The organism is Pseudomonas sp. OTU5201, from assembly GCF_038440135.1.
GTDB lineage: Bacteria > Pseudomonadota > Gammaproteobacteria > Pseudomonadales > Pseudomonadaceae > Metapseudomonas > Metapseudomonas resinovorans.
In genome coordinates, this window is the sequence record NZ_JASATC010000028.1 from 1 (window position 1) to 20,613 (window position 20,613).

Sequence of the window (20,613 nt, forward strand, 5' to 3'; positions counted from 1 at the left end):
GATAGCCACGGGGGACAACTCCGGTAGGGATCACTCTTGGCGCCATGATCGGCATTTCACCGAAGCGGCGACTTCCCACACCGACTTACTCGTATCCAAATACGTCGCCGTAGGCACCGAGGGACGAACACACTGTAGGGGCGAATTCATTCGCCCCTACACCAAAGCGCCCATATGAGACGCCGCAGGACACCCCCTCCCTGCACCACCCACGACAGATAAGTTCTGCGTGCGACTTGGTCGGTAGTCAGGCGATGTGTCTGGCACGCATCATTCGGGCGCCCGGGGCGGGGGCCTGCAGCAGTCCGACAGCCACGCGAGTCCGGAGAACGACAATAAATCCTGCTGTGGACGGACCCCTTCCATGATTCGACCCACCCCTTCCCTGCTGGCGGCGACGCTGCTGGCCGCCTCCCTCTTCAACACCCAGGCGAGCCTTGCCGCCGACCCGGAACGCTGCTCCACCGTGCATTTTGCCGACGTCGGCTGGAGCGACATCACCGTCACCACCGCCGTTACCCGCCATGTACTGAGCGAGCTCGGCTACATCACCAAGGTCAAGCGCCTGTCGGTACCCGACACTTACAAGGCCCTGGGCGACGGCAAGATCGACGTGTTCCTTGGCAACTGGATGCCAAGCATGGAAAACGACGTCCGTCCCTACCTGGAAAAAGGCACGGTGGAGAACCTCGGCGCCAACCTCATCGGTGCCAAGTACACCCTGGCGGTGAACCAGGCGGCCTGGGACGGCGGCGTGCAGAGCTTCGCCGACCTGGCGAAGTTCAAGCAGCAGTTGGGCGCGAAGATCTACGGCATCGAACCCGGCAATGACGGCAACAAGCTGATCGACAAGATGATCAAGGGCAACGCGTTCAACCTTGGCGACTTCAAGCTGGTGGAGTCGAGCGAAAACGGCATGTTGTCCCAGGTCAAGCGCGCCGAGCACCTCAACCAGTGGGCGGTATTCCTCGGCTGGGAACCGCACCCGATGAACAACCAGTTGAAGATGCATTACCTCGCCGGCGGCGACGACTGGTTCGGCCCGGATTATGGCGGCGCCACGGTCTACACCAACGTGCGCAAGGGGCTCACCCAGGAATGTCCGAACCTCGGGCGGCTGCTGAAGAACCTGAAATTCAGCCTGGCCATGGAGAACCACCTGATGGAGGCCATACTCAACCAGAGCACCAACCGCAGGCGCGAGGCCAAAGCCTGGCTGAAAGCCAATCCCGACACCCTGGCCGCCTGGCTGCAGGGCGTCACCGCGCGCGACGGCGGCCCGCTCCCGGTTGCCCTCGTCCAGGCCAAAGCACCGTGAAGCGGCGCATTCAGCGATATCCATAGGCCATGTCGTCGCGCAACATATGGACGTCGTAAACCGACAATTGCCAAGGCCTCAAGGCTTTATCGTTGAGTCACCCGATTTCGTCGCTGTCGGTTCCCGTGGATCGACAGACCGCGAGCACTCCGCTCCGGACCGAAGAACACAAGCGGCGGCCTCCCCCGAACATGAGGTCGGCCTAATAAGAAATTTCGGAAGTACGCGCACCTCGGACCGAGGTGCTGAACCCGCCCAGGGAATGGGTTTCGTAACACTGCCAGAGGGCTTTCAGGTTCTCGAAACATTGTTATCCACACAGGCAAGGCAGTCGGCATCACCAGGCTGAGCGTCGTTGAGCGCCGGTTCTGGCTCCATGTAACTGACCTGGATGTCTACTGAAGGGGAAATATCCCATGCAGTCTGGAAAGATCGTGGTTCAAAACCTCTACAAGGTTTTCGGGCAACAACCACAAGAAGCAATCGATTTACTCAAGCAAGGTTGGAGCAAGGAGAAGATCCTGGCTGAGCGCGGCGCCGTAATCGGTGTCAGCGACGTGTCTTTCAGCGTCAACGAAGGCGAGATCTTCGTGCTGATGGGCCTGTCGGGTTCGGGCAAGTCGACCCTGATCCGTCTGATCAACCGCCTGATCGAACCCACTGCCGGCGATGTGTTCATCGACGGCCAGAACGTCGCCAAGCTGCCCAAGTCGCAATTGATCGACCTGCGCCGCCGTGACATGAGCATGGTCTTCCAGTCCTTCGCCCTGATGCCTTCGCGCTGCGTGCTGGACAACGCCGCCTTCGGCCTGGAAGTGGCGGGCAAGAGCAAGAAAGAGCGTGAGAAGCGCGCAATGGAGGTGCTGGAGCAGGTTGGCCTGGCCAGCTTCGCCCACAAATATCCCCATGAGCTGTCCGGCGGGATGCAACAGCGCGTCGGCCTGGCTCGCGCCTTGGCGGTCGACCCTTCCATGATCATCATGGACGAGGCCTTCTCCGCGCTCGACCCGCTCAAGCGCCGCGAAATGCAGGACGTGCTGCTGGACCTGCAGAAGAAGCACAGCCGCACCATTATCTTCGTATCCCACGATATCGAAGAGGCCATGCGCATCGGTTCGCGCATCGGCATCATGGAAGGCGGCAAGCTGATCCAGGTGGGCACGCCCCAGGAGATCATCGAGAACCCGGCCAACGACTACGTTCGCAACTTCTTCAACACGGTCGACTGCAGCCGCTACCTCACCGCCGGCCAGCTCAAGTCCGACAGCGTTCCGCTGTTCGTGCACAACGGCAAGGCGCCGGACGCGCAGATGGTCTGCCAGAAGCTGCAATCGATGGACAAGCACTACGCCTTCATCGTCGACGAGAAGAACAACTTCCGCGGCTCCATCAGCCTGGAAAAGATCGCCCTGCTGGTCGAAGGCGGTCGCACCCTGGACCTGGAGCAGAACCTGCTCAAGCACATCGACCCGGTACCGGAGGACCTGCCGCTCGACAGTGTCATCCAGCGCCTGGTGATCAATGAAGGGCCGATCCCGGTGGTCGACCAGAGTGGCCGCTACAGCGGCGCGATCAGCAAAGGCCGCCTGCTGAGCCGCCTGCGGGGAGAATGACGATGAGCGAAAAACTGGATCTTGGCAGTTGGGTGAATGACGTCGTCCAACACCTGCTCGAAAACTACAGCGGCGCCTTCGAAAGCGTCGGCAATGTGGTCAGCGGCTTCTCCGAGCTGATCGAACGCCTCCTGATGTGGCCGCCGGCCTGGGTGCTGATTGCGATCTTCGTCGCCCTCGGCTTCTGGCGCATCGGTGCCAAGTTCGCCGGCTTCACCGCGGTCTCGCTGATCCTGATCGTGATGACCGGCTTTTGGGAGCAGACCGTGGTCACCCTCGGCCTGACCTTCTCCTCAACCCTGATCAGCCTGCTACTCGGCATCCCGCTGGGCATCTGGGCGGCCAGGAGCGAGCGCGTCGCGGTGGTCATCCGCCCGATTCTCGACTTCATGCAGACCATGCCGGCGTTCGTCTACCTGATTCCGGCGGCGATGCTCTTCGGCCTCGGCCGCGTACCCGGCATCATCGCCACGGTGATCTTCGCCATGCCGCCGGCCGTGCGCCTGACCGCGCTCGGCATCCGCCAGGTGAACAAGGAAATCGTCGAAGCCGGTCAATCTTTCGGCTGCACCAGTTGGCAACTGCTATACAAAGTGCAGCTGCCGAATGCCATGCCGTCGATCATGGCTGGGGTCAACCAGACGATCATGATGGCGCTGTCCATGGTGATCATCGCGTCGATGGTCGGCGCCGGCGGTCTGGGTAACGACGTGCTCGCCAGTATCCAGCGTCTGGACATTGGCCTGGGCTTTGAAAGCGGCATGGCCGTGGTACTGCTGGCGATCATTCTCGACCGCATCACCGAAAGTTTCGGGACTCGTCAAACCGCGACTCGTGGCAAGCCCTTCGGCTGGCTGAGCGCCAAGTTGCAACGGCAGCAAGCGCAATAACGCACGTTTCATCTTTCAATGTCAGGGAGTCGCTAATGAAAAGAATGAAAAAAGTCGCTGCACTGGGCCTGCTAGCCTGCGCACTGTCCCAGGGTGCCTGGGCTCAGGAGCCGGAGAGCTGCAAGCAGGTCCGTTTTGCCGAAATCGGCTGGGCCGACATCGCCGCCACCACGGGCGTGGCCATGGTGCTGACCGAGGGACTGGGCTACACCCCGCGCAAGATCATGGCCTCGGTGCCCATCGCCTTCACCGGCGTGAAGAACAAGCAGATCGACGTTTTCCTCGGTTACTGGGCGCCCTCGATGGACGCGGTAATCGAGCCCTTCACCAAGGACAACGGCGTGAAGGTGCTGCCGACGCCGAACCTGGAAGGCGCCAAGTACACCCTGGCGGTACCGACCTATGCGGCTGATGCCGGGCTGAAGAGCTTCCAGGACATCGCCAAGTTCAAGGACCAGTTGGGCGGCAAGATCTACGGCATCGAGCCGGGCAACGATGGCAACCTGCTGATCGACAAGATGATCAAGGGTAACCAGTTCGAGCTGGGTGAGTTCCGCATGGTCGAATCTTCCGAAGCCGGCATGCTGGTCCAGGTGCAACGCGCCGTGAAGAAGAAGGAGCCGGTGGTGTTCCTGGGCTGGGCCCCGCACCCAATGAATACCCAGTTCGACATCACCTACCTGGCCGGTGGCGATGACGTGTTTGGCCCGGACTACGGCGCCGCCAAGGTCTACACCGTGGTACCGCCGGACTATGAACAGCGCTGCGCCAACGTCGGCAAACTGCTGAACAACCTGCAGTTCAGCGTCGAGATCGAAAGCCAGCTGATGGAGAAGATCCTGGAGAAGGAAGATCCGGTGAAAGTCGCCACTGGCTGGCTCAAGGCCAACCCGGCCGCGCTGGACAAATGGCTGGCTGGCGTTACCACCTATGACGGCCAGGACGGCGCCGCTGCCGTGAAGAAACACATCGGCCTGTAATCCCACGGGCTCCCCGCGAGCCCGTTTCCTTGCAATTCGCCAATCGCGGCCCAGCAACGGGCCGCGCGGGGCACTGTCGCGAAACCCGCCTCAGAACGGGTCATCGACCACGTAGTTGGCTGCCAATCCCACCTGATGGAGCAATACGTATGCGCAAGTTGAAGTCCCTGTGTTTGAAAACCCTCGGCGTCGCCACCCTTGCCCTCGGCATGGGCATGGCCAACGCCGCTGACAAACCAACCCTTAAAATCGGCTTCGTGAACGGTTGGGACGACAGTGTCGCCGCCAGCTACGTCGCGGGCGAAATCCTCAAGGAAAAACTCGGCTACGGCGTCGAACTGCAGCCCGTTGAGCCCGCCATCATGTGGCAGGGCGTGGCCCGCGGTGATCTGGACGCCACCCTCTCCGCCTGGCTGCCCGCCACCCACGGCGAGTACTACGAGAAACTGAAAGACAAGGTCGTGGTGCTGGGCTCCAACTACAAAGGCGCCAAGATCGGCCTGATCGTCCCTGACTACGTGCAAGCCAAGTCCATCGAAGACCTGAACACCTACAAGGCTGACTTCGACGGCAAGATCACCGGTATCGACGCGGGCGCCGGTGTAATGCGCCGCACCGAAGACGCCATCAAGCAGTACAACCTGGACATCAAGCTGATGCCCAGCTCCGGCCCAGCCATGGCCACCGCCCTGACCCGCGCCGAGAAAGCCCAGAAACCGATCGTGGTCACCGGCTGGATTCCGCACTGGATGTTCGCCAAGTGGAAGCTGCGCTTCCTGGAAGACCCGAAAAAGGTCTATGGCGATGACGAGCACGTCGACACCGTGGTCAACCCTGGCCTGGAAGCCAAGGCCGCCGACGCCACCGCCTTCCTGAAGAAGTTCTCCTGGAGCGGCGAGGAAGTGGGTGCGGTGATGCTGGCCATCCGCGAAGGTGCCAAGCCGGAAGCCGCCGCCAAGGACTGGATCGCCAAGAACCCGCAGCGCGTGGAGGAGTGGCTGAAGTAACAGTCTGCTTTCAGCGTCGCAAAACCCCCGCCGGCCTTCGGGCCCGCGGGGGTTTTGCTTTTCTGTAGGGGCGGATTCATTCGCCCCTACATCGATCGCCCCCGCCTCCTCTGGTGATCAACCCCATCGATTGATCGATCAATCAAATTCCCCCTAGACTGCGCGCTTCCAATTCCCACAAAAACTGGTGGAAGTACCCGATGCCCAAGGTCGGAATGCAGCCGATCCGCCGCTCGCAGTTGATCCAGGCGACCCTCGAAGCCGTCGACCAGGTTGGCCTGGGCGATGCCAGCATTGCCTACATCGCCCGTATCGCAGGCGTGTCCAACGGCATCATCAGTCATTACTTCCAGGACAAGAACGGCCTGCTGGAAGCCACCATGCGCCACCTGATGAGTGCTCTCAGCAGCGGTGTGCGCCAGCGCCGCGCCGCCCTGCGCGAAGACACGCCACGCGCGCACCTGCGGGCCATCGTCGCCGGCAACTTCGACGACAGCCAGGTCAGCGGCCCGGCCATGAAGACCTGGCTGGCCTTCTGGGCCGCCAGCATGCACCAGCCTTCCCTGCGTCGGCTGCAGCGCATCAATGACCACCGGCTCTACTCCAACCTCTGCTGCGAACTGCGCCGCACCTTGCCCCTGGACCAGGCCCGTTCCGCGGCCCGCGGCCTGGCGGCGCTGATCGACGGCCTGTGGCTGCGCGGTGCGCTGTCGGGTGATGGCTTCAACGTCGAGCAGGCGCTGCACATCGCCTACGACTACCTGGATCAGCAACTGGCCAAGGCCACTCTGTAGGGACGAATTCACTCGCCCCTACAAGGACACGACCTGCCCGAGAACGAAAAAGCCCGGTCACGAGACCGGGCTTCTTCATTTCAGGCTGATGGGCTGTCAGGCCGCCTCGCCTTGCAACTGGACGACTTTCGGGTGCTTCGGCACTTGCTCCTGTGCTGCCACATCCGCCTTCATCTGCTTGAGCAGGGCGAACATGTAGAGCAGCAGCACCACCGAGAACGGCAGGCCGGCCAGCACCACCACCGTCTGCATGGCGGTGAAGTTGCCGGCGAACAGCAGGCCGATGGTGGCCAGCGTCACGACCACCGACCAGAAGATACGCAGCCAGTTGGGCGCATCTTCGTCCAGGTCGCCTTCCTCGCGGGACAGGTTGGCCAGCATCACCGAACCGGAATCGGCCGGCGTGAGGAATAGCACGAACCCAACGCAGATCGACAGACCGATCACGGCCTTGGCCCAGGGGTAATGCTCCAGCAGCAGGTAGATGGACATCGCCGGCTGCTCCAGCGCCGCCTTGCCGAGGTCCGCCGCGTTCTGGTTCATCACCAGGTCGATGGCACTGTTACCGAACACCGACAACCAGGCCAGGGTGAAGCCCAGCGGGATCAGCAGCACGCCGCTGACCAGTTCGCGCACGGTACGACCGCGGGAAATACGGGCCACGAACATGCCCACGAAGGGGGCCCAGGAAATCCACCAGGCCCAGTAGAACAGGGTCCACAGGCCCATCCACTCTTCGCTCTTGCCGGACTGGCCGGTGTAGACATAGAGGTCGAAGGTCTTCAGCACCAGGCCATTGAGGTAATCACCCAGGTTCTGCACGAAGCCATTGAGCAGGTGCAGGGTCTGGCCAGCCAGCAGCACGAACACCAGCAGGCCACTGAACAGGATGATGTTGAGGTTGGACAGTCGGCGGATGCCTTTCTCGATCCCGGACACCGCGGCCAGAGTGGCCACCGCGCTCATCACCAGGATCACCGCCAGCAGGGCGCCCTGGCTGTGAGGCAGACCGAACAGGTATTCCAGACCGGAAGAGACCTGCAGCGACCCGATACCAAGGTTGGTCACCAGGCCCAGCAGGGTCACGAAGATGCCGAAGCAGTCCACCGCGTTACCCACGGAGCCCTTCATCAGGCGCTCGCCGAACAGCGGATAGAGCGCCGAACGCAGCGCCAGTGGCTTGTTGTGGCGATAGGCGAAATAGCCCACGGCCAGGCCCACCAGCGCGTAGATGGCCCAGCCATGCACGCCCCAGTGGAGGAAAGTGAGCTGCAGCGCCTGGCGCGCGGCGGACTGGCTGCCGGGCTCGCCTTCCGGCGGATTGTAGAGGTGATCGATGGGCTCGGACGCCGCGAAATACAGCAGCGAGATGCCGATGCCCGAGGAGAACAGCATGCCGGCCCAGGCGCCGTAGCTGAAGTCAGGACGGCTGTCATCAGGTCCCAGGCGCAAGTGGCCGTATCGGGAGAAGGCGACATAGAGGACGAAGAACAGATACGCGCCGATGGCCAGCATGTAGTACCAGCCGAAGCTGCGCGACAGCCAGGCCTGGGCCTTGCCGAGCACGCTGCCGGCGCTCTCGGGGAACGCAATCAAGGCAACCGTGAGGAGCAGGATGAGCGCGGTGGATCCGAAGAACACGACCGGATTCAGGCGCACCTTCCCATGGCTTGTTGTTGTAGGAGCTTTACTCATTTGGAATTTCCAGGGCAGTGAAAGCAGGCGCCTCATGGACGCAACGACAGACCCGCGCCAGCGGCCGGCGACGGGTGGCATCCGCCGGCCGAAGGCCTGAAATCGGGTGCGGCGAACTGCCGCATCCCGTTCCATGGTGCGCAGCTTATTCTTTGTTGTTTGAACGTTCAATAAAAATAAAGTAGGCTGGATTTCAACCCACCCGGAATGGTTCCGGAAGAGGAGGAAACCCCATGCCAAAAGTCGGAATGCAGCCCCTGCGGCGCACCCAACTGATCCACGCCACACTCGAGGCGGTGGACCAGGTCGGCATGGGCGACGCCAGCATCTCCTACATCGCGAAGCTGGCTGGGGTTTCCAACGGCATCATCAGCCACTACTTCCAGGACAAGAACGGACTGCTGGAAGCCACCATGCGCTTCCTCATGAGCGACTTGCAGGACGCGGTGCGCAAGCGCCGCGAGACCATGCGCGACGACAGTGCGCGTGGCTACATACGCTCCATCATCGACGGCAACTTCGACGACTCCCAGGTCAACGGCCCGGCCATGAAAACCTGGCTGGCGTTCTGGGCCAGCAGCATGCACCAGCCGTCCCTGCGTCGTTTGCAGCGCATCAACGACCTGCGCCTCTACTCGAATCTCTGCTGTCAGTTCCGCCGCGAACTCGACGTGCCAAGCGCCCGCACTGCCGCCCGCGGCCTGGCCGCCCTGATCGATGGCCTGTGGCTGCGCGGCGCCCTGTCCGGCGAAGCCTTCGATACCGCGCAAGCGCGCCGGCTCGCCTACGAATTCCTTGATCAACAACTGGCCAAGCAGGCGGCTTGAGCCGCCCCGCAGCCTTGCGAACACAAGACCTAGAGAGGACAACCACCATGGCCCGATTCGAAGAACAGAAGCTCTACATTGGCGGCCGCTACGTCGACTCCACCAGCGGCGCCACCTTCGAGACCGTGAACCCGGCCAATGGTGAAGTCCTGGCCAAAGTCCAGCGCGCCGGCAAGGAAGACGTCGAGCGTGCCGTCGCCAGCGCCATCGAAGGCCAGAAGGTCTGGGCCGCGATGACCGCCATGCAGCGTTCGCGCATCCTGCGCCGCGCCGTCGACATCCTGCGTGAGCGCAATGACGAACTGGCCGAACTGGAAACCCTGGATACCGGCAAGCCGCTGGCCGAAACCCGCGCCGTGGACATCGTCACCGGCGCCGACGTGATCGAGTACTACGCCGGCCTGATCCCCGCCATCGAAGGTGAGCAGATCCCGCTGCGCGAAACCAGCTTCGTCTACACCCGTCGCGAGCCCCTGGGCGTGGTCGCCGGCATCGGCGCCTGGAACTACCCGGTACAGATCGCCATGTGGAAATCCGCCCCGGCCCTGGCCGCCGGTAACGCCATGATCTTCAAGCCCAGCGAAGTCACCCCGCTGACCGCCCTGAAACTGGCCGAGATCTACACCGCGGCCGGCGTACCGGACGGCGTGTTCAACGTGCTCACCGGCAGCGGCCGTGAAGTTGGCCAGTGGCTGACCGAGCACCCGCAGATCGAGAAGATCTCCTTCACCGGCGGCACCTCCACCGGCAAGAAGGTCATGGCCAGCGCCTCCAGCTCTTCGCTGAAGGAAGTGACCATGGAACTGGGCGGCAAGTCGCCACTGATCATTTTCGAAGATGCCGACCTCGACCGCGCGGCCGACATCGCCGTGATGGCCAACTTCTTCAGCTCCGGCCAGGTCTGCACCAACGGCACCCGCGTGTTCGTGCCGCGCGCCCTGCAAGCCCGCTTCGAAGCCAAGGTGATCGAACGCGTCAAACGCATCCGCCTGGGCAACCCGGAAGACGCCAACACCAACTTCGGCCCGCTGACCAGCTTCGCCCACATGGAAAGCGTTCTCGGTTACATCGAGGCCGGTCGCAAGGAAGGCGCACGCCTGCTGATCGGCGGCGAGCGCGTCACCGAGGGTGAGTTCGCCAAGGGTGCCTACGTATCCGCGACCGTGTTCAGCGACTGCACTGACGACATGACCATCGTCCGCGAGGAAATCTTCGGCCCGGTGATGAGCATCCTGGTCTACGACACCGAGGAAGAAGTCATCCGCCGCGCCAACGACACCGACTACGGCCTGGCCGCCGGCGTCGTCACCCGCGACCTGGCCCGCGCCCACCGCGTGATCCACAAGCTGGAAGCCGGCATCTGCTGGATCAACACCTGGGGCGAGTCCCCCGCCGAAATGCCGGTGGGCGGCTACAAACAGTCCGGCGTCGGCCGCGAAAACGGCCTGACCACCCTGGCCCACTACACCCGCATCAAGTCCGTGCAGGTCGAGATGGGCGACTACTACTCGGTGTTCTGACCGACGCGGCCTCGAGAGGTAACCGGGGCGCATGGGCGCTCTCGGATTACCTCCTGACCACGTCGCAACACCACCCCGGTAGCCCGGATGCAATCCGGGAACGAAGTTTGCCGCGCCCCGGAGTCATCCGGGTTACCTAGCAGGTAAGTCACATGTCCCAAGAATTCGATTACATCATCGTCGGCGCCGGTTCCGCCGGTAACGTGCTAGCCACCCGCCTGACCGAAGATCCGGATGTCAGCGTCTTGCTGCTGGAAGCCGGCGGTCCGGACTATCGCCTGGATTTCCGTACCCAGATGCCCGCCGCCCTTGCCTACCCGCTGCAAGGCCGCCGCTACAACTGGGCCTACGAGACCGATCCGGAGCCCTACATGAACAACCGCCGTATGGAGTGCGGCCGTGGCAAGGGCATCGGTGGCTCCTCGCTGATCAACGGCATGTGCTACATCCGCGGCAACGCCCTGGACTTCGACAGCTGGGCCAAGGCCCCAGGCCTGGAAGACTGGAGCTACCTGGACTGCCTGCCCTACTTCCGCAAGGCGGAAACCCGCGACATCGGCCCCAACGATTTCCACGGCGGCGACGGACCGGTGAGCGTGACAACGCCCAAGACCGGCAACAACCCGTTGTTCCACGCCATGGTCGAGGCCGGCGTGCAGGCCGGCTACCCGCGTACCGACGACCTCAACGGCTACCAGCAGGAAGGCTTCGGCCCCATGGACCGCACCGTGACCCCGGAAGGCCGTCGTGCCGCCACCGGTCGCGGCTATCTGGACCAGGCGCGCAATCGCCCCAACCTGACCATCGTCACCCACGCCCTGTCCGATCGCATCCTGTTCAGTGGCAAACGCGCAATCGGCGTCGCCTACCTGAAAGGCAACAGCGACAACCGGATCACCGTGCATGCTCGCCGCGAAGTGCTGGTTTGCAGCGGTGCCATCGCTTCGCCGCAACTGCTGCAGCGTTCCGGCGTCGGCCCGGCGGCCCTGCTGCGCGACCTCGATGTGCCGGTGGTGCATGACCTGCCGGGTGTAGGCGCCAACCTCCAGGACCACCTGGAGCTCTACCTGCAGTACGCCTGCAAGGAGCCCGTGTCGCTGTTCCCCGCCCTGCAATGGTGGAACCAGCCTGCCATCGGTGCCCAATGGCTGTTTCTCGGCACTGGCCTCGGCGCGAGCAACCAGTTTGAAGCCGGCGGCTTCATCCGCACCCGGCCTGAGTTCGAGTGGCCGAACATCCAGTTCCACTTCCTGCCGGTAGCAATCAACTACAACGGCAGCAACGCCGTGAAGGAACACGGCTTCCAGGCTCACATGGGTTCGATGCGCTCGCCGAGCCGTGGCCGTATCCACCTGAAGTCCAAGGACCCGCGCCAGCATCCGAGCATCCTGTTCAACTACATGTCCCATGAACAGGACTGGCAGGAGTTCCGCGACGGTATCCGCATTACCCGCGAGATCATGGGGCAGCCCGCGCTGGACCCGTACCGCGGCCGCGAGCTGAGCCCGGGCGCGAACCAGCAGAGCGACGCCGAGCTGGATGAGTTCATCCGCACCCACGCCGAAACTGCCTTCCACCCTTCCTGCTCTTGCAAGATGGGCACCGATGACATGGCGGTAGTTGACGGCCAGGGCCGCGTGCACGGCATGGAAGGCCTGCGGGTGGTGGACGCGTCCATCATGCCGGAGATCATCACCGGCAACCTCAACGCGACCACCATCATGATCGCCGAGAAAATTGCCGACAGGATCCGTGGTCGCAAACCGCTTCCACGCAGCACCGCCAGCTACTACGTTGCCGGTGACAAGCCGGTGCGCGGCCAGCCGACGCGTAAGCTATAAGGCAAACGCCTGAACGGAAAAGGCCCCTGGCGCGATGCATCAGGGGCCTTTTCATAGTCGCGGGTGAACATCACCGTAAGGGCGAATTCAGTCGCCCCTGCAACAAGAAAATCCTGTGCACCTACTCCGGTAGCTCTTGCCGGATCATCCAGTGCCCGCTGGGCGGCATCAGGTGGCTGATGTCGAAATGCTTGAGGTTCTCCTTGTCGATCACCTCGATTCGCGGGCTGACCCGTTTCGGTGACGGCTTACCCTCCAGCACACGCACGGCCAAGTCCACCGCGACCCGTGCCTGGATCACCGGCGAATCCGTGGGCGAAGCCAGGACGGTGCCATCGGCAATCGCCTCCAACACCCGCTCGGTGGCATAGAGCGCGACGACCTTGGCCTTGTAGCGACCGCTGCCGGCACGCACCAGGTGACCCGCGAAGGCAGCGGCCTCGGCGTTGCCAAGGATGTAGTCGAGCTCCGGCTCGCGGGCCAGCAACTGGCGCACCAGCACCGCCTGGGTAGAGCGGTCGACCGGGCCGTAACCGGCCGATATCAGGGTCGCGGTACTGTCCGCCCCCAGTTTCGCCAACCCGCGCTCGGCATCCTCCACCCAACCGGCGTCCTGGGGACCCGGTAGCCAGCCCACACGCACGGGTCGCCCCTTACTGTGTTCGCGGATGTAGGCCATCGCCGCAAGGGCCATGTCGGCGAAATCCACCTGGGACTGGGCGGTGATGCCAGGGCAGTCGATGCGGTTGACCAGATCGATCACCGGCACCTTGTCACGGTGCAGCAGGGCGATCTCATCACACAGTCCCTTGGCGCTGATGGCTCCGATCACATAGGCATCGGCCGCCAACTGAATGCAGCGGGTCAGTTGGGCGCGCTGCATGTCCTCATACTGGTAACCACCCGCTTCGTAGATGCCCAGCCTCACGCCCTGGCGCTGCGCTTCCTCGTCCATGCCCCAGGCCACGCCCCACCAGTAGCGATCCATGCCGTGGGGCAACAGCGCACAGACGCGCCAGGGTTTGCTTGCCCCGCTCAGCGGACGGTAGCTCGCTTCGCGGCCATCCATCTCGACCTGCAACGGAAACCACTCCGCCGCAGCGCAGGAGGTAACGCTCAGCCAGCTCAGCAGCAAGACACAGAGGGTCCGCATCGGAAGAGTCCTTCCATGGCAAGGGTAGGGGGTCTGGATAGTGGCAAGCCTAGCAGGCAGATACCAGCATGCCTTGCTCCCGATCAGTTGAAAGCGGCAACAGCCTGCTCCCCGCAGTGATGCAGCTATCCATGAGCCCCGGCGTGGCGGTAACAGCGGCGATCCTCCCCCAGTTGTCGCCGGATAGCGGCCGTGCGGTGCGCCAAGTGCACCGCGAACTCGACGAGTGACGGAGGAGGCGCGCAGGAGCCTGCTAAACTGCGCGCCATTTCGACTTACAGGCCCGTCCCGTGACCACCTCCGCCTTTTCTTCCCTGCCCCTCTCCGCGGCCACCCTGGCCAACCTGGAGACTCTGGGCTACCTCGACATGACACCGATCCAGGCCCAGGCCCTGCCGCTGATCCTCAAGGGCCGGGACCTGATCGCCCAGGCCAAGACCGGTAGCGGCAAGACCGCCGCTTTCGGCATCGGCCTGATCGAGCCGCTCAACCCACGCTTCTTCGGCTGCCAGGCCCTGGTGCTCTGCCCCACCCGCGAACTGGCCGACCAGGTGGCCAAGGAAATCCGCCGCCTGGCTCGTGGCCACGGCAACATCAAGGTACTGACCCTCTGCGGCGGCGTACCCTTCGGCCCGCAAGTGGGCTCGCTGGAACACGGTGCCCACGTCATCGTCGGTACGCCGGGCCGGATCCAGGAACACCTGCGCAAGGGCACTCTGGTGCTGGACGGCCTTAACACCCTCGTGCTGGACGAAGCCGACCGCATGCTCGACATGGGCTTCTACGACAGCATCGCTGACATCATCGGCCAGCTCCCGGCGCGCCGGCAGACCCTGCTGTTTTCCGCCACCTACCCGGCGGGCATTGCACAACTGGCCAAGACCTTCATGCGCGAGCCGCAGCAAGTGAAGGTGGAGGCCCTGCACGACGACAGCCAGATCGAGCAGCGCTTCTACGAAATCGATCCGCGCCAGCGTATGGATGCCGTGTTGCGCCTGCTGCAGAGCACCCGCCCGCAGTCCTGCGTCGCCTTCTGCCACACCCGCCAGCAATGCCAGGAACTGGAAACCTACCTGCGCGACAACGGTGTCTCCGCTCAATCGCTGCATGGCGATCTGGAACAGCGCGAGCGTGACCAGGTCCTGGCGCTGTTCGCCAACCAGAGCTGCAGCGTGCTGGTAGCCACCGACGTCGCCGCCCGCGGCCTGGACATTGCCGGCCTGGAAGCGGTGATCAACGTCGAACTGTCCCGCGACCCCGAGATACACATCCATCGCGTCGGCCGCAGCGGCCGTGCGGGCGAGAAAGGCCTGGCCCTGAGCCTGGTGGCGCCGGCCGAAGCCAACCGCGCCCAGGCCATCGAGGACCTGCAGCAGGCGCCGCTGAACTGGCAGCGCATCGACGAGCTGATCGTGAAGAACCGCGAGCCGCTGCTGCCGCCCATGGCCACCCTGTGCATCAGCGGCGGTCGCAAGGAGAAGCTGCGCCCCGGCGACATACTTGGCGCCCTCACCGGTGACGCCGGGCTACCCGGCAGCCAGGTGGGCAAGATCGCCATCTTCGACTTCCAGGCTTTCGTCGCCGTCGAACGCGGCATCGCCAAGCAGGCGCTCAAGCGCCTCAGTGAAGGGAAGATCAAAGGGCGCACCTACAAGGTCCGTATCCTCTGATTCAGGGTTCGGATAGCCCGTGGCGGGCGAAGATGGCCCGATAGGTGCCGTCTTCGCGCATGGCCTGCATCGCCTGATCGAAGTCTTCAACCAATTGCTGGTGCCGCGGGTGGCTGCGGCGCACCAGGATATGCAGGCCGTTCTCGCTGAGTGGCCGCGGCAGGAATTCCAGCTGTTCGCGAATGCCCGCAAGCTCGCGGTTGAGGTAGAAGCGCGCCACCAGCTCATCTTCCAGGGTCAGTTGCACACGCCCGGCGGCGAGCATCCGCGCGCCCATCTGGAAGCCCATCACTGGCACCTTCTTCAGGCGGGTATCGGCATCGAAGGCCGGCTGATAACTGTAGCCGCGCACCACGGCGATGCTGTAGCGCTTCAGGTCCTCGGGAGCCTGGAAGTCCACATCGCTGCCCTTGTGCTTGAGAAAGCGAATGCGATTGGTCAGGTAGGGTTTGGAGAATTGGCCATAGGTCGCGCGCTCATCGCTGTGCCAGGCACTGACAATCAGGTCGTAGTCGCCCGTCTGCAATCCGCGCAAGGCCCTGGCCCAGGGCACTTCGACATACTCCGGGCGGTGCCCGGCGCGCTTCAGCGCCGTGCTCACCAGCTCCGCAGCCAGGCCGTTGCCCGCCAACCTCGCGTCGGTGAAAGGCGGCCAGACGTCGGCGGCCATGCGCAAGGTTTCAGCATGGGTGCTCAGCGTAACGATCAGCAGGGCGAACAGGGCAAAACCACAACGTCGTCTCATGCGGGGGCATCCGAGAACAGGTTTGGCCGGCAGGTAGCCAAGACTGCACCAAAATTCCGGTAGTCACCAGCCTGACCTGGTACTTCAGTACCTGACTTTCCATCCTGTTCCATTTGACTCCCGTCATCCCCGGGCATCGAATGCGACAGGGTGGCTGACAGCGCCCTCGGCTGCCCGTAGGCTGTACCCGGCAGCCCAGCCGTATACGGACATTCGCCCACAAGGCCCCTATGCCCTCGACCCGATTCACCCAAACGCTGCGCCGTCTCTGGGCGCTGGACAAGTTCAGCTACAGCTTGCGCGTCTTCATCGCCCTGACCGGGAGCATGGCGCTGTGCTGGCAGCAGGACCGCATGGACCTGCTGATCCCCCTCTTCCTCGGCATCATCGCCAGCGCCCTGGCGGAAACCGACGACAGTTGGCAGGGGCGTCTCACCGCACTGTTGGTGACCCTCGGCTGCTTCAGCGTAGCCTCGTTGTCAGTGGAGTTGCTGTTCCCCTATCCCTGGATCTTCGTTGGCGCCCTGGCGCTGGCCAGTTTTGGCCTGACCATGCTCGGCGCCCTCGGCGAACGCTACGCCACCATCGCCTCGGCAACGCTGATCCTCTCCATCTACACCATGATCGGCGTGGACCAGCGTGACGGCGCGCCCACCAACCTCTGGCAGGAACCCGCGCTGCTGGTGGCGGGCGCCGCCTGGTACGGCCTGCTGTCGGTGCTCTGGCAGGCGCTCTTCACCCACCAGCCGGTGCAGCAGAGCCTGGCCAAGCTGTTCCGTGAACTGGGGCAGTACCTCAAGTTGAAATCCGCGCTGCTGGAGCCGGTGCGCCAACTCGACGTGGAAGCACGACGCCTGGAGCTGGCACGGCAGAACGGCAAGGTGGTGGCGGCGCTCAATGCGGCCAAGGAGATCATCCTGCACCGGGTCGGCAATGGCCGGCCGGGCCCCAAGGTGAGCCGCTACCTCAAGCTCTATTTCCTCGCCCAGGACATCCACGAACGCGCCAGTTCCTCCCACTACGCCTACAACGAACTGGCCGAAGCCTTTTTCCACAGTGACGTGCTGTTCCGCTGCCAGCGCCTGCTGCGCCAGCAAGGCGGCGCCTGCCAGGCGCTGGGCCGCGCACTCCAGATGCGCCAACCCTTCGACTACCTGGACGGCACCCAGGCCCTGGAAGACCTCAACAAATCCCTGGAACACCTGCGCATCCAGAGCAACCCTGCCTGGCGCGGACTGCTGCGTTCGCTCAACGCCCTGGCGCGCAACCTCGCCACCCTCGACCGCCTGCTCATCGATGCCAGCAACCCCGACGCCCTCGCCGAAGCCCAGGACACCAGCCTGCTGGACCGCTCCCCCAAAGGCCTGAAGGACGTCTGGGAACGCCTGAGGCAGAACCTCACGCCGACGTCCCTGGTGTTCCGCCACGCCCTGCGCATGGCCCTGGCACTCGCGACCGGCTACGGCGTGCTGCACCTGATCCATCCCGAACAGGGCTACTGGATCCTGCTGACCACGGTATTCGTCTGCCAACCCAACTTCGGTGCTACGCGACGCAAGCTGGTGCAACGGATCGCCGGCACCCTGTTCGGTTTGGCGCTGGGCTGGGCCCTGTTCGACCTGTTCCCCGGCGCCCTCGTGCAGTCGGCCTTCGCCGTGGTCGCCGGGGTGGTGTTCTTTGCCACCCGCGCCACCCGCTACACCCTGGCCACCGCCGCCATCACCCTGCTGGTGTTGTTCTGCTTCAACCAGACCGGCGACAGCTACGGCCTGTTCCTGCCGCGTCTGGTCGACACCCTGCTCGGCGCGCTGATCGCCGGCCTGGCGGTGATCTTCGTGCTTCCCGATTGGCAGGGCCGCCGGCTCAACCAGGTGGTGGCCAACACCCTGGCCTGCAATAGCCGGTACCTGCGCCAGATCATGCAGCAGTACGTCAACGGCAAGCGCGACGACCTGGCCTACCGCCTGGCACGGCGCAACGCCCACAACGCCGACGCAGCGCTGTCCACCACGCTTTCCAACATGCTCATGGAGCCGGGCCACTTCCGGAAGGAGGCCGACATTGGTTTCCGCTTCCTGGTGCTTTCCCACACGCTGCTCAGCTACCTCTCCGCGCTTGGCGCGCACCGCAGCGAAACCCCGGGTGAAGCGCTGACCTCGACGATCGAAGACGCCGCCGAACGCATCGCCGGCAGCCTCGACGAAATCGCCCTGGGATTGGCCGAGAAGGGCTCGGTGAGTATTCACTGCGACCAGGAGGAATCCCTCGCCAGGACGCTGGCACAACTACCCGAAGACATGGACGATCGCCCGCGCCTGGTGCAGACAGAACTGGGGCTGATCTGCGGACAGCTGGGTGCGTTACGGACGTTGGCGGCGCATCTGCTGAATGAGGGGAAGGTGGCGTAAGTCCTCCTCCGGAGGCATTCATTCGCCAGGAGCGGGGCAGCCTGCAAGGGCAGAACTTCGGCCTGCTTGGCGAATGAATTCGCCCCTACAGGGTCTGCCTCAGATCCACCTGGCATCCCAGAACGGGTAATCGCCAATTCGTTCGACCTGGCCGGCCCGCAATGGATTGGCCACGATGTAACGCGCAACCTTGCGGATGTCGTCCTCACGTCTCAGCGCATGGTCGTGGAAGCCTGGTTGCCAGACCGCCCCACCGGTTTCCATGTGCAAACCCAACTGTCTGGCGGAGCGTCCCTTGAACACCTTGATCACAGTAGACAGTCCGATGGGGCCATTGAGCTGAACCAACCAGTGCAAGTGATCCGGCATCAGAACCCAGGCCAGGGAATTGACCACGTTCTGCTCATGCAATCGGCGCAGCTCGGCAACGGTGATGCGGGCGCAATGGAAGTCTCTGAACAACGGCCGACGGTCTTCGGTGGTTATGGCGATGTGATAGATCTGACCGGCTCGTGATACCCGGCCTTTGAGTAAATTGTCCCTCGGCATATCCATTGCCCTCCTGATGCAGAAGGCAATGACTCTATGGGGGGACAAATCCGAGCAGGTCTGTACCCTACAGGGAAATGGATGATTCAGGCCGAGGAAATCGCCAAATGGTGCGCTGTCGCTGTAGGGGCGAATTCATTCGCCCCTACAAAGTGTGTCCGCTGCTACTGATCCCCGCGTCCCCCATCAACTCCATCACCGTCTCCCCTACCTTCCTCACCGCCGCCTCGATCGCCGGGGTCGGCTTGGAGGAGTAGTTCATCCGCAGGCAGTTCCGGTACTTGCCGGAAGCGGAGAAGATGCTGCCGGCAGCAATCTGCACGCCCTTGGGCAGCAGCGCGCGGTTCAGGCGCAGGGTGTCGAAATCCTCGGGCAGTTCAACCCAGAGCATGAAGCTGCCCTGGGGACGGCTGGCGCGGGTACCTTCGGGGAAGTAGCGCATCACCCAGTCGATCATCTGGTCGCGGCTGTGCTGGTACTGGCTGCGCATGCGCCGCAGGTGAGGCTCGTAGTGGCCATTGCCGACGAAGTCGGCCAGCGCCAGCTGCGGCTGGGTGGCGGTCGCGCCGGTGGAGATGTACTTCATGTGCAGCACCCGGTCGAGATAGCGGCCGGGGGCAATCCAGCCGACGCGGATGCCCGGTGCCACGGTCTTGGAGAACGAACTGCAGAGCAGCACGCGGCCGTCGTCGTCAAATGACTTGATGGTGCGCGGGCGCGGGTACTGGTAGGCGAGGTCGCCGTAGACATCATCCTCCAGGATCGACACGTCATAGCGCTGGGCCAGGGTCACCAGGGCGCGTTTGCGCGCCTCCGGCATGATGTAGCCGAGCGGGTTGTTGCAGTTGGGCGTGAGCTGGATCAGCTTGATCGGCCACTGTTCCAGGGCCATCTCCAGCGCCTCCAGGCTGATGCCGCTGAGCGGATCGGTTGGCAGTTCCAGAGCCTTCATGCCGAAGCCCTTGAGCGTCTGCATGGCGCCGTGGAAGCTGGGCGAGTCGACCGCGACGATGTCACCGGGCTCGCAAGTGGAGCGAATCGCCACCGACAGCGCCTCGTGACAGCCCGTGGTGATGACAACGTCGTCGGCAGACAGCTGGCAGCCCGAATCCAGCGCCAACCGCGCCACTTGTTCGCGCAGGGCCTGGGTGCCGTAGATGCTGTCGTAGTAGAGGCCGCTGCCGTCCTGACGCCGGCTGATCTGGCCGAGGCTGCGCAGCAAGGGTTTGAGCGTCGGACTGGAAATGTCCGGCATGCCGCGGCCGAGCTGCAGCACGTTGTCCTTGGCGCTGCGCTTGATCAGGTCCAGCACGTCGTTCCACTGGGACACGTCCACCGGTCGCTGCGGGGCCCGGCTCACCACAGGCAAGGCAGGCGTCTGCCGGCGTGGCGGGACGAAGTAGCCAGACTTCGGCCGGGGCTCGGCCAGACCGCTGTCTTCAAGAATCCGGTAGGCCTGCTGCACCGTGCTCAGGCTTACACCGTGCTCCAGGCTTAGGGCGCGTACTGAAGGCAGGCGGTCGCCGGGGCGGTAGTAGCCTTGTTCGATGCGTTCGCCAAGGGTCTCGGCCAGCTTGATATAGAGCTTCATGACAGTCTCCAG

General features: G+C 63.6%; 17 protein-coding genes. 12 read left to right on the forward strand and 5 right to left on the reverse strand.

All coding sequences use genetic code 11. The features are described from left to right. The first annotated feature begins 364 nt into the window (after window positions 1-364). The 6 genes from AAHM40_RS17615 to betI (AAHM40_RS17640) all read left to right on the forward strand — a co-directional run bounded on the left by AAHM40_RS17615 (window position 365) and on the right by betI (AAHM40_RS17640) (window position 6,602). Window positions 365-1,318, forward strand: coding sequence for a choline ABC transporter substrate-binding protein (locus AAHM40_RS17615; RefSeq protein ID WP_342245799.1), 954 nt, complete (start codon window positions 365-367; stop codon window positions 1,316-1,318). 416 nt (window positions 1,319-1,734) lie between these two features. Further along, window positions 1,735-2,931, forward strand: coding sequence for a quaternary amine ABC transporter ATP-binding protein (locus AAHM40_RS17620; protein ID WP_342245800.1), 1,197 nt, complete (start codon window positions 1,735-1,737; stop codon window positions 2,929-2,931). Between the two features lie 2 nt (window positions 2,932-2,933). Next, window positions 2,934-3,821 carry an ABC transporter permease gene (locus AAHM40_RS17625; protein WP_028629608.1) on the forward strand — a complete coding sequence of 296 codons (888 nt, stop codon included), beginning with the start codon at window positions 2,934-2,936 and terminating at the stop codon, window positions 3,819-3,821. 35 nt (window positions 3,822-3,856) lie between these two features. Then, on the forward strand, window positions 3,857-4,801 hold the full coding sequence (locus AAHM40_RS17630; protein WP_028629607.1) for a choline ABC transporter substrate-binding protein: 945 nt from the start codon (window positions 3,857-3,859) through the stop codon (window positions 4,799-4,801). A gap of 149 nt (window positions 4,802-4,950) precedes the next feature. Continuing rightward, on the forward strand, window positions 4,951-5,808 hold the full coding sequence (locus tag AAHM40_RS17635) for a glycine betaine ABC transporter substrate-binding protein (protein WP_342245801.1): 858 nt from the start codon (window positions 4,951-4,953) through the stop codon (window positions 5,806-5,808). 200 nt (window positions 5,809-6,008) lie between these two features. After that, complete coding sequence (gene betI, locus AAHM40_RS17640; RefSeq protein WP_342245802.1) at window positions 6,009-6,602, forward strand: transcriptional regulator BetI; 594 nt, start codon at window positions 6,009-6,011, stop codon at window positions 6,600-6,602. Window positions 6,603-6,698: 96 nt separating this feature from the next. On the opposite strand, the gene AAHM40_RS17645 is transcribed toward betI (AAHM40_RS17640), so the two are convergent. Beyond that, on the reverse strand, window positions 6,699-8,243 hold the full coding sequence (locus AAHM40_RS17645) for a BCCT family transporter (RefSeq protein WP_342245855.1): 1,545 nt from the start codon (window positions 8,241-8,243) through the stop codon (window positions 6,699-6,701). Between the two features lie 287 nt (window positions 8,244-8,530). Here AAHM40_RS17645 and betI (AAHM40_RS17650) point away from each other — a divergent pair, with 287 nt between their 5' ends. From betI (AAHM40_RS17650) to betA, 3 genes are all read left to right on the forward strand, one after another. Beyond that, entirely contained in the window at window positions 8,531-9,124 is a 594-nt protein-coding gene (gene betI / locus AAHM40_RS17650; RefSeq protein WP_028629604.1) for a transcriptional regulator BetI, read from the forward strand. A 47-nt stretch (window positions 9,125-9,171) separates the two neighbouring features. After that, complete coding sequence (betB, locus tag AAHM40_RS17655) at window positions 9,172-10,644, forward strand: betaine-aldehyde dehydrogenase (protein ID WP_342245803.1); 1,473 nt, start codon at window positions 9,172-9,174, stop codon at window positions 10,642-10,644. 152 nt (window positions 10,645-10,796) lie between these two features. Further along, complete coding sequence (gene betA, locus AAHM40_RS17660; protein WP_342245804.1) at window positions 10,797-12,485, forward strand: choline dehydrogenase; 1,689 nt, start codon at window positions 10,797-10,799, stop codon at window positions 12,483-12,485. 121 nt (window positions 12,486-12,606) lie between these two features. Here the strand turns inward: betA and torT are convergent, their stop codons facing one another. Next, on the reverse strand, window positions 12,607-13,638 hold the full coding sequence (torT, locus tag AAHM40_RS17665; protein ID WP_342245805.1) for a TMAO reductase system periplasmic protein TorT: 1,032 nt from the start codon (window positions 13,636-13,638) through the stop codon (window positions 12,607-12,609). Between the two features lie 68 nt (window positions 13,639-13,706). Between torT and AAHM40_RS17670 the strand changes: the two genes are divergently transcribed. Both AAHM40_RS17670 and dbpA read left to right on the forward strand, forming a co-directional pair. After that, entirely contained in the window at window positions 13,707-13,868 is a 162-nt protein-coding gene (locus AAHM40_RS17670; RefSeq protein ID WP_342245806.1) for a hypothetical protein, read from the forward strand. Between the two features lie 60 nt (window positions 13,869-13,928). Further along, window positions 13,929-15,308, forward strand: coding sequence for an ATP-dependent RNA helicase DbpA (gene dbpA / locus AAHM40_RS17675; protein WP_342245807.1), 1,380 nt, complete (start codon window positions 13,929-13,931; stop codon window positions 15,306-15,308). A gap of 1 nt (window position 15,309) precedes the next feature. Here the strand turns inward: dbpA and AAHM40_RS17680 are convergent, their stop codons facing one another. Continuing rightward, the gene (locus tag AAHM40_RS17680; protein ID WP_342245808.1) at window positions 15,310-16,053 is read right to left on the reverse strand and encodes a substrate-binding periplasmic protein; all 744 of its coding nucleotides are present in this window, start codon (window positions 16,051-16,053) and stop codon (window positions 15,310-15,312) included. 230 nt (window positions 16,054-16,283) lie between these two features. On the opposite strand from AAHM40_RS17680, the gene yccS reads away from it, so the two are divergent. Then, window positions 16,284-18,461 (forward strand): YccS family putative transporter, encoded by a 2,178-nt coding sequence (gene yccS / locus AAHM40_RS17685; RefSeq protein ID WP_342245809.1) that lies wholly within the window; start codon window positions 16,284-16,286, stop codon window positions 18,459-18,461. A gap of 99 nt (window positions 18,462-18,560) precedes the next feature. Here the strand turns inward: yccS and AAHM40_RS17690 are convergent, their stop codons facing one another. Beyond that, a complete protein-coding gene (locus tag AAHM40_RS17690) occupies window positions 18,561-19,016 on the reverse strand; it encodes an REP-associated tyrosine transposase (protein ID WP_342245810.1) in 456 nt (151 codons plus the stop codon). Window positions 19,017-19,155: 139 nt separating this feature from the next. Further along, window positions 19,156-20,601: an aminotransferase-like domain-containing protein gene (locus tag AAHM40_RS17695; RefSeq protein ID WP_342245811.1), complete on the reverse strand. Its 1,446-nt coding sequence runs from the start codon at window positions 20,599-20,601 to the stop codon at window positions 19,156-19,158. Between the last annotated feature and the right edge of the window lie 12 nt (window positions 20,602-20,613).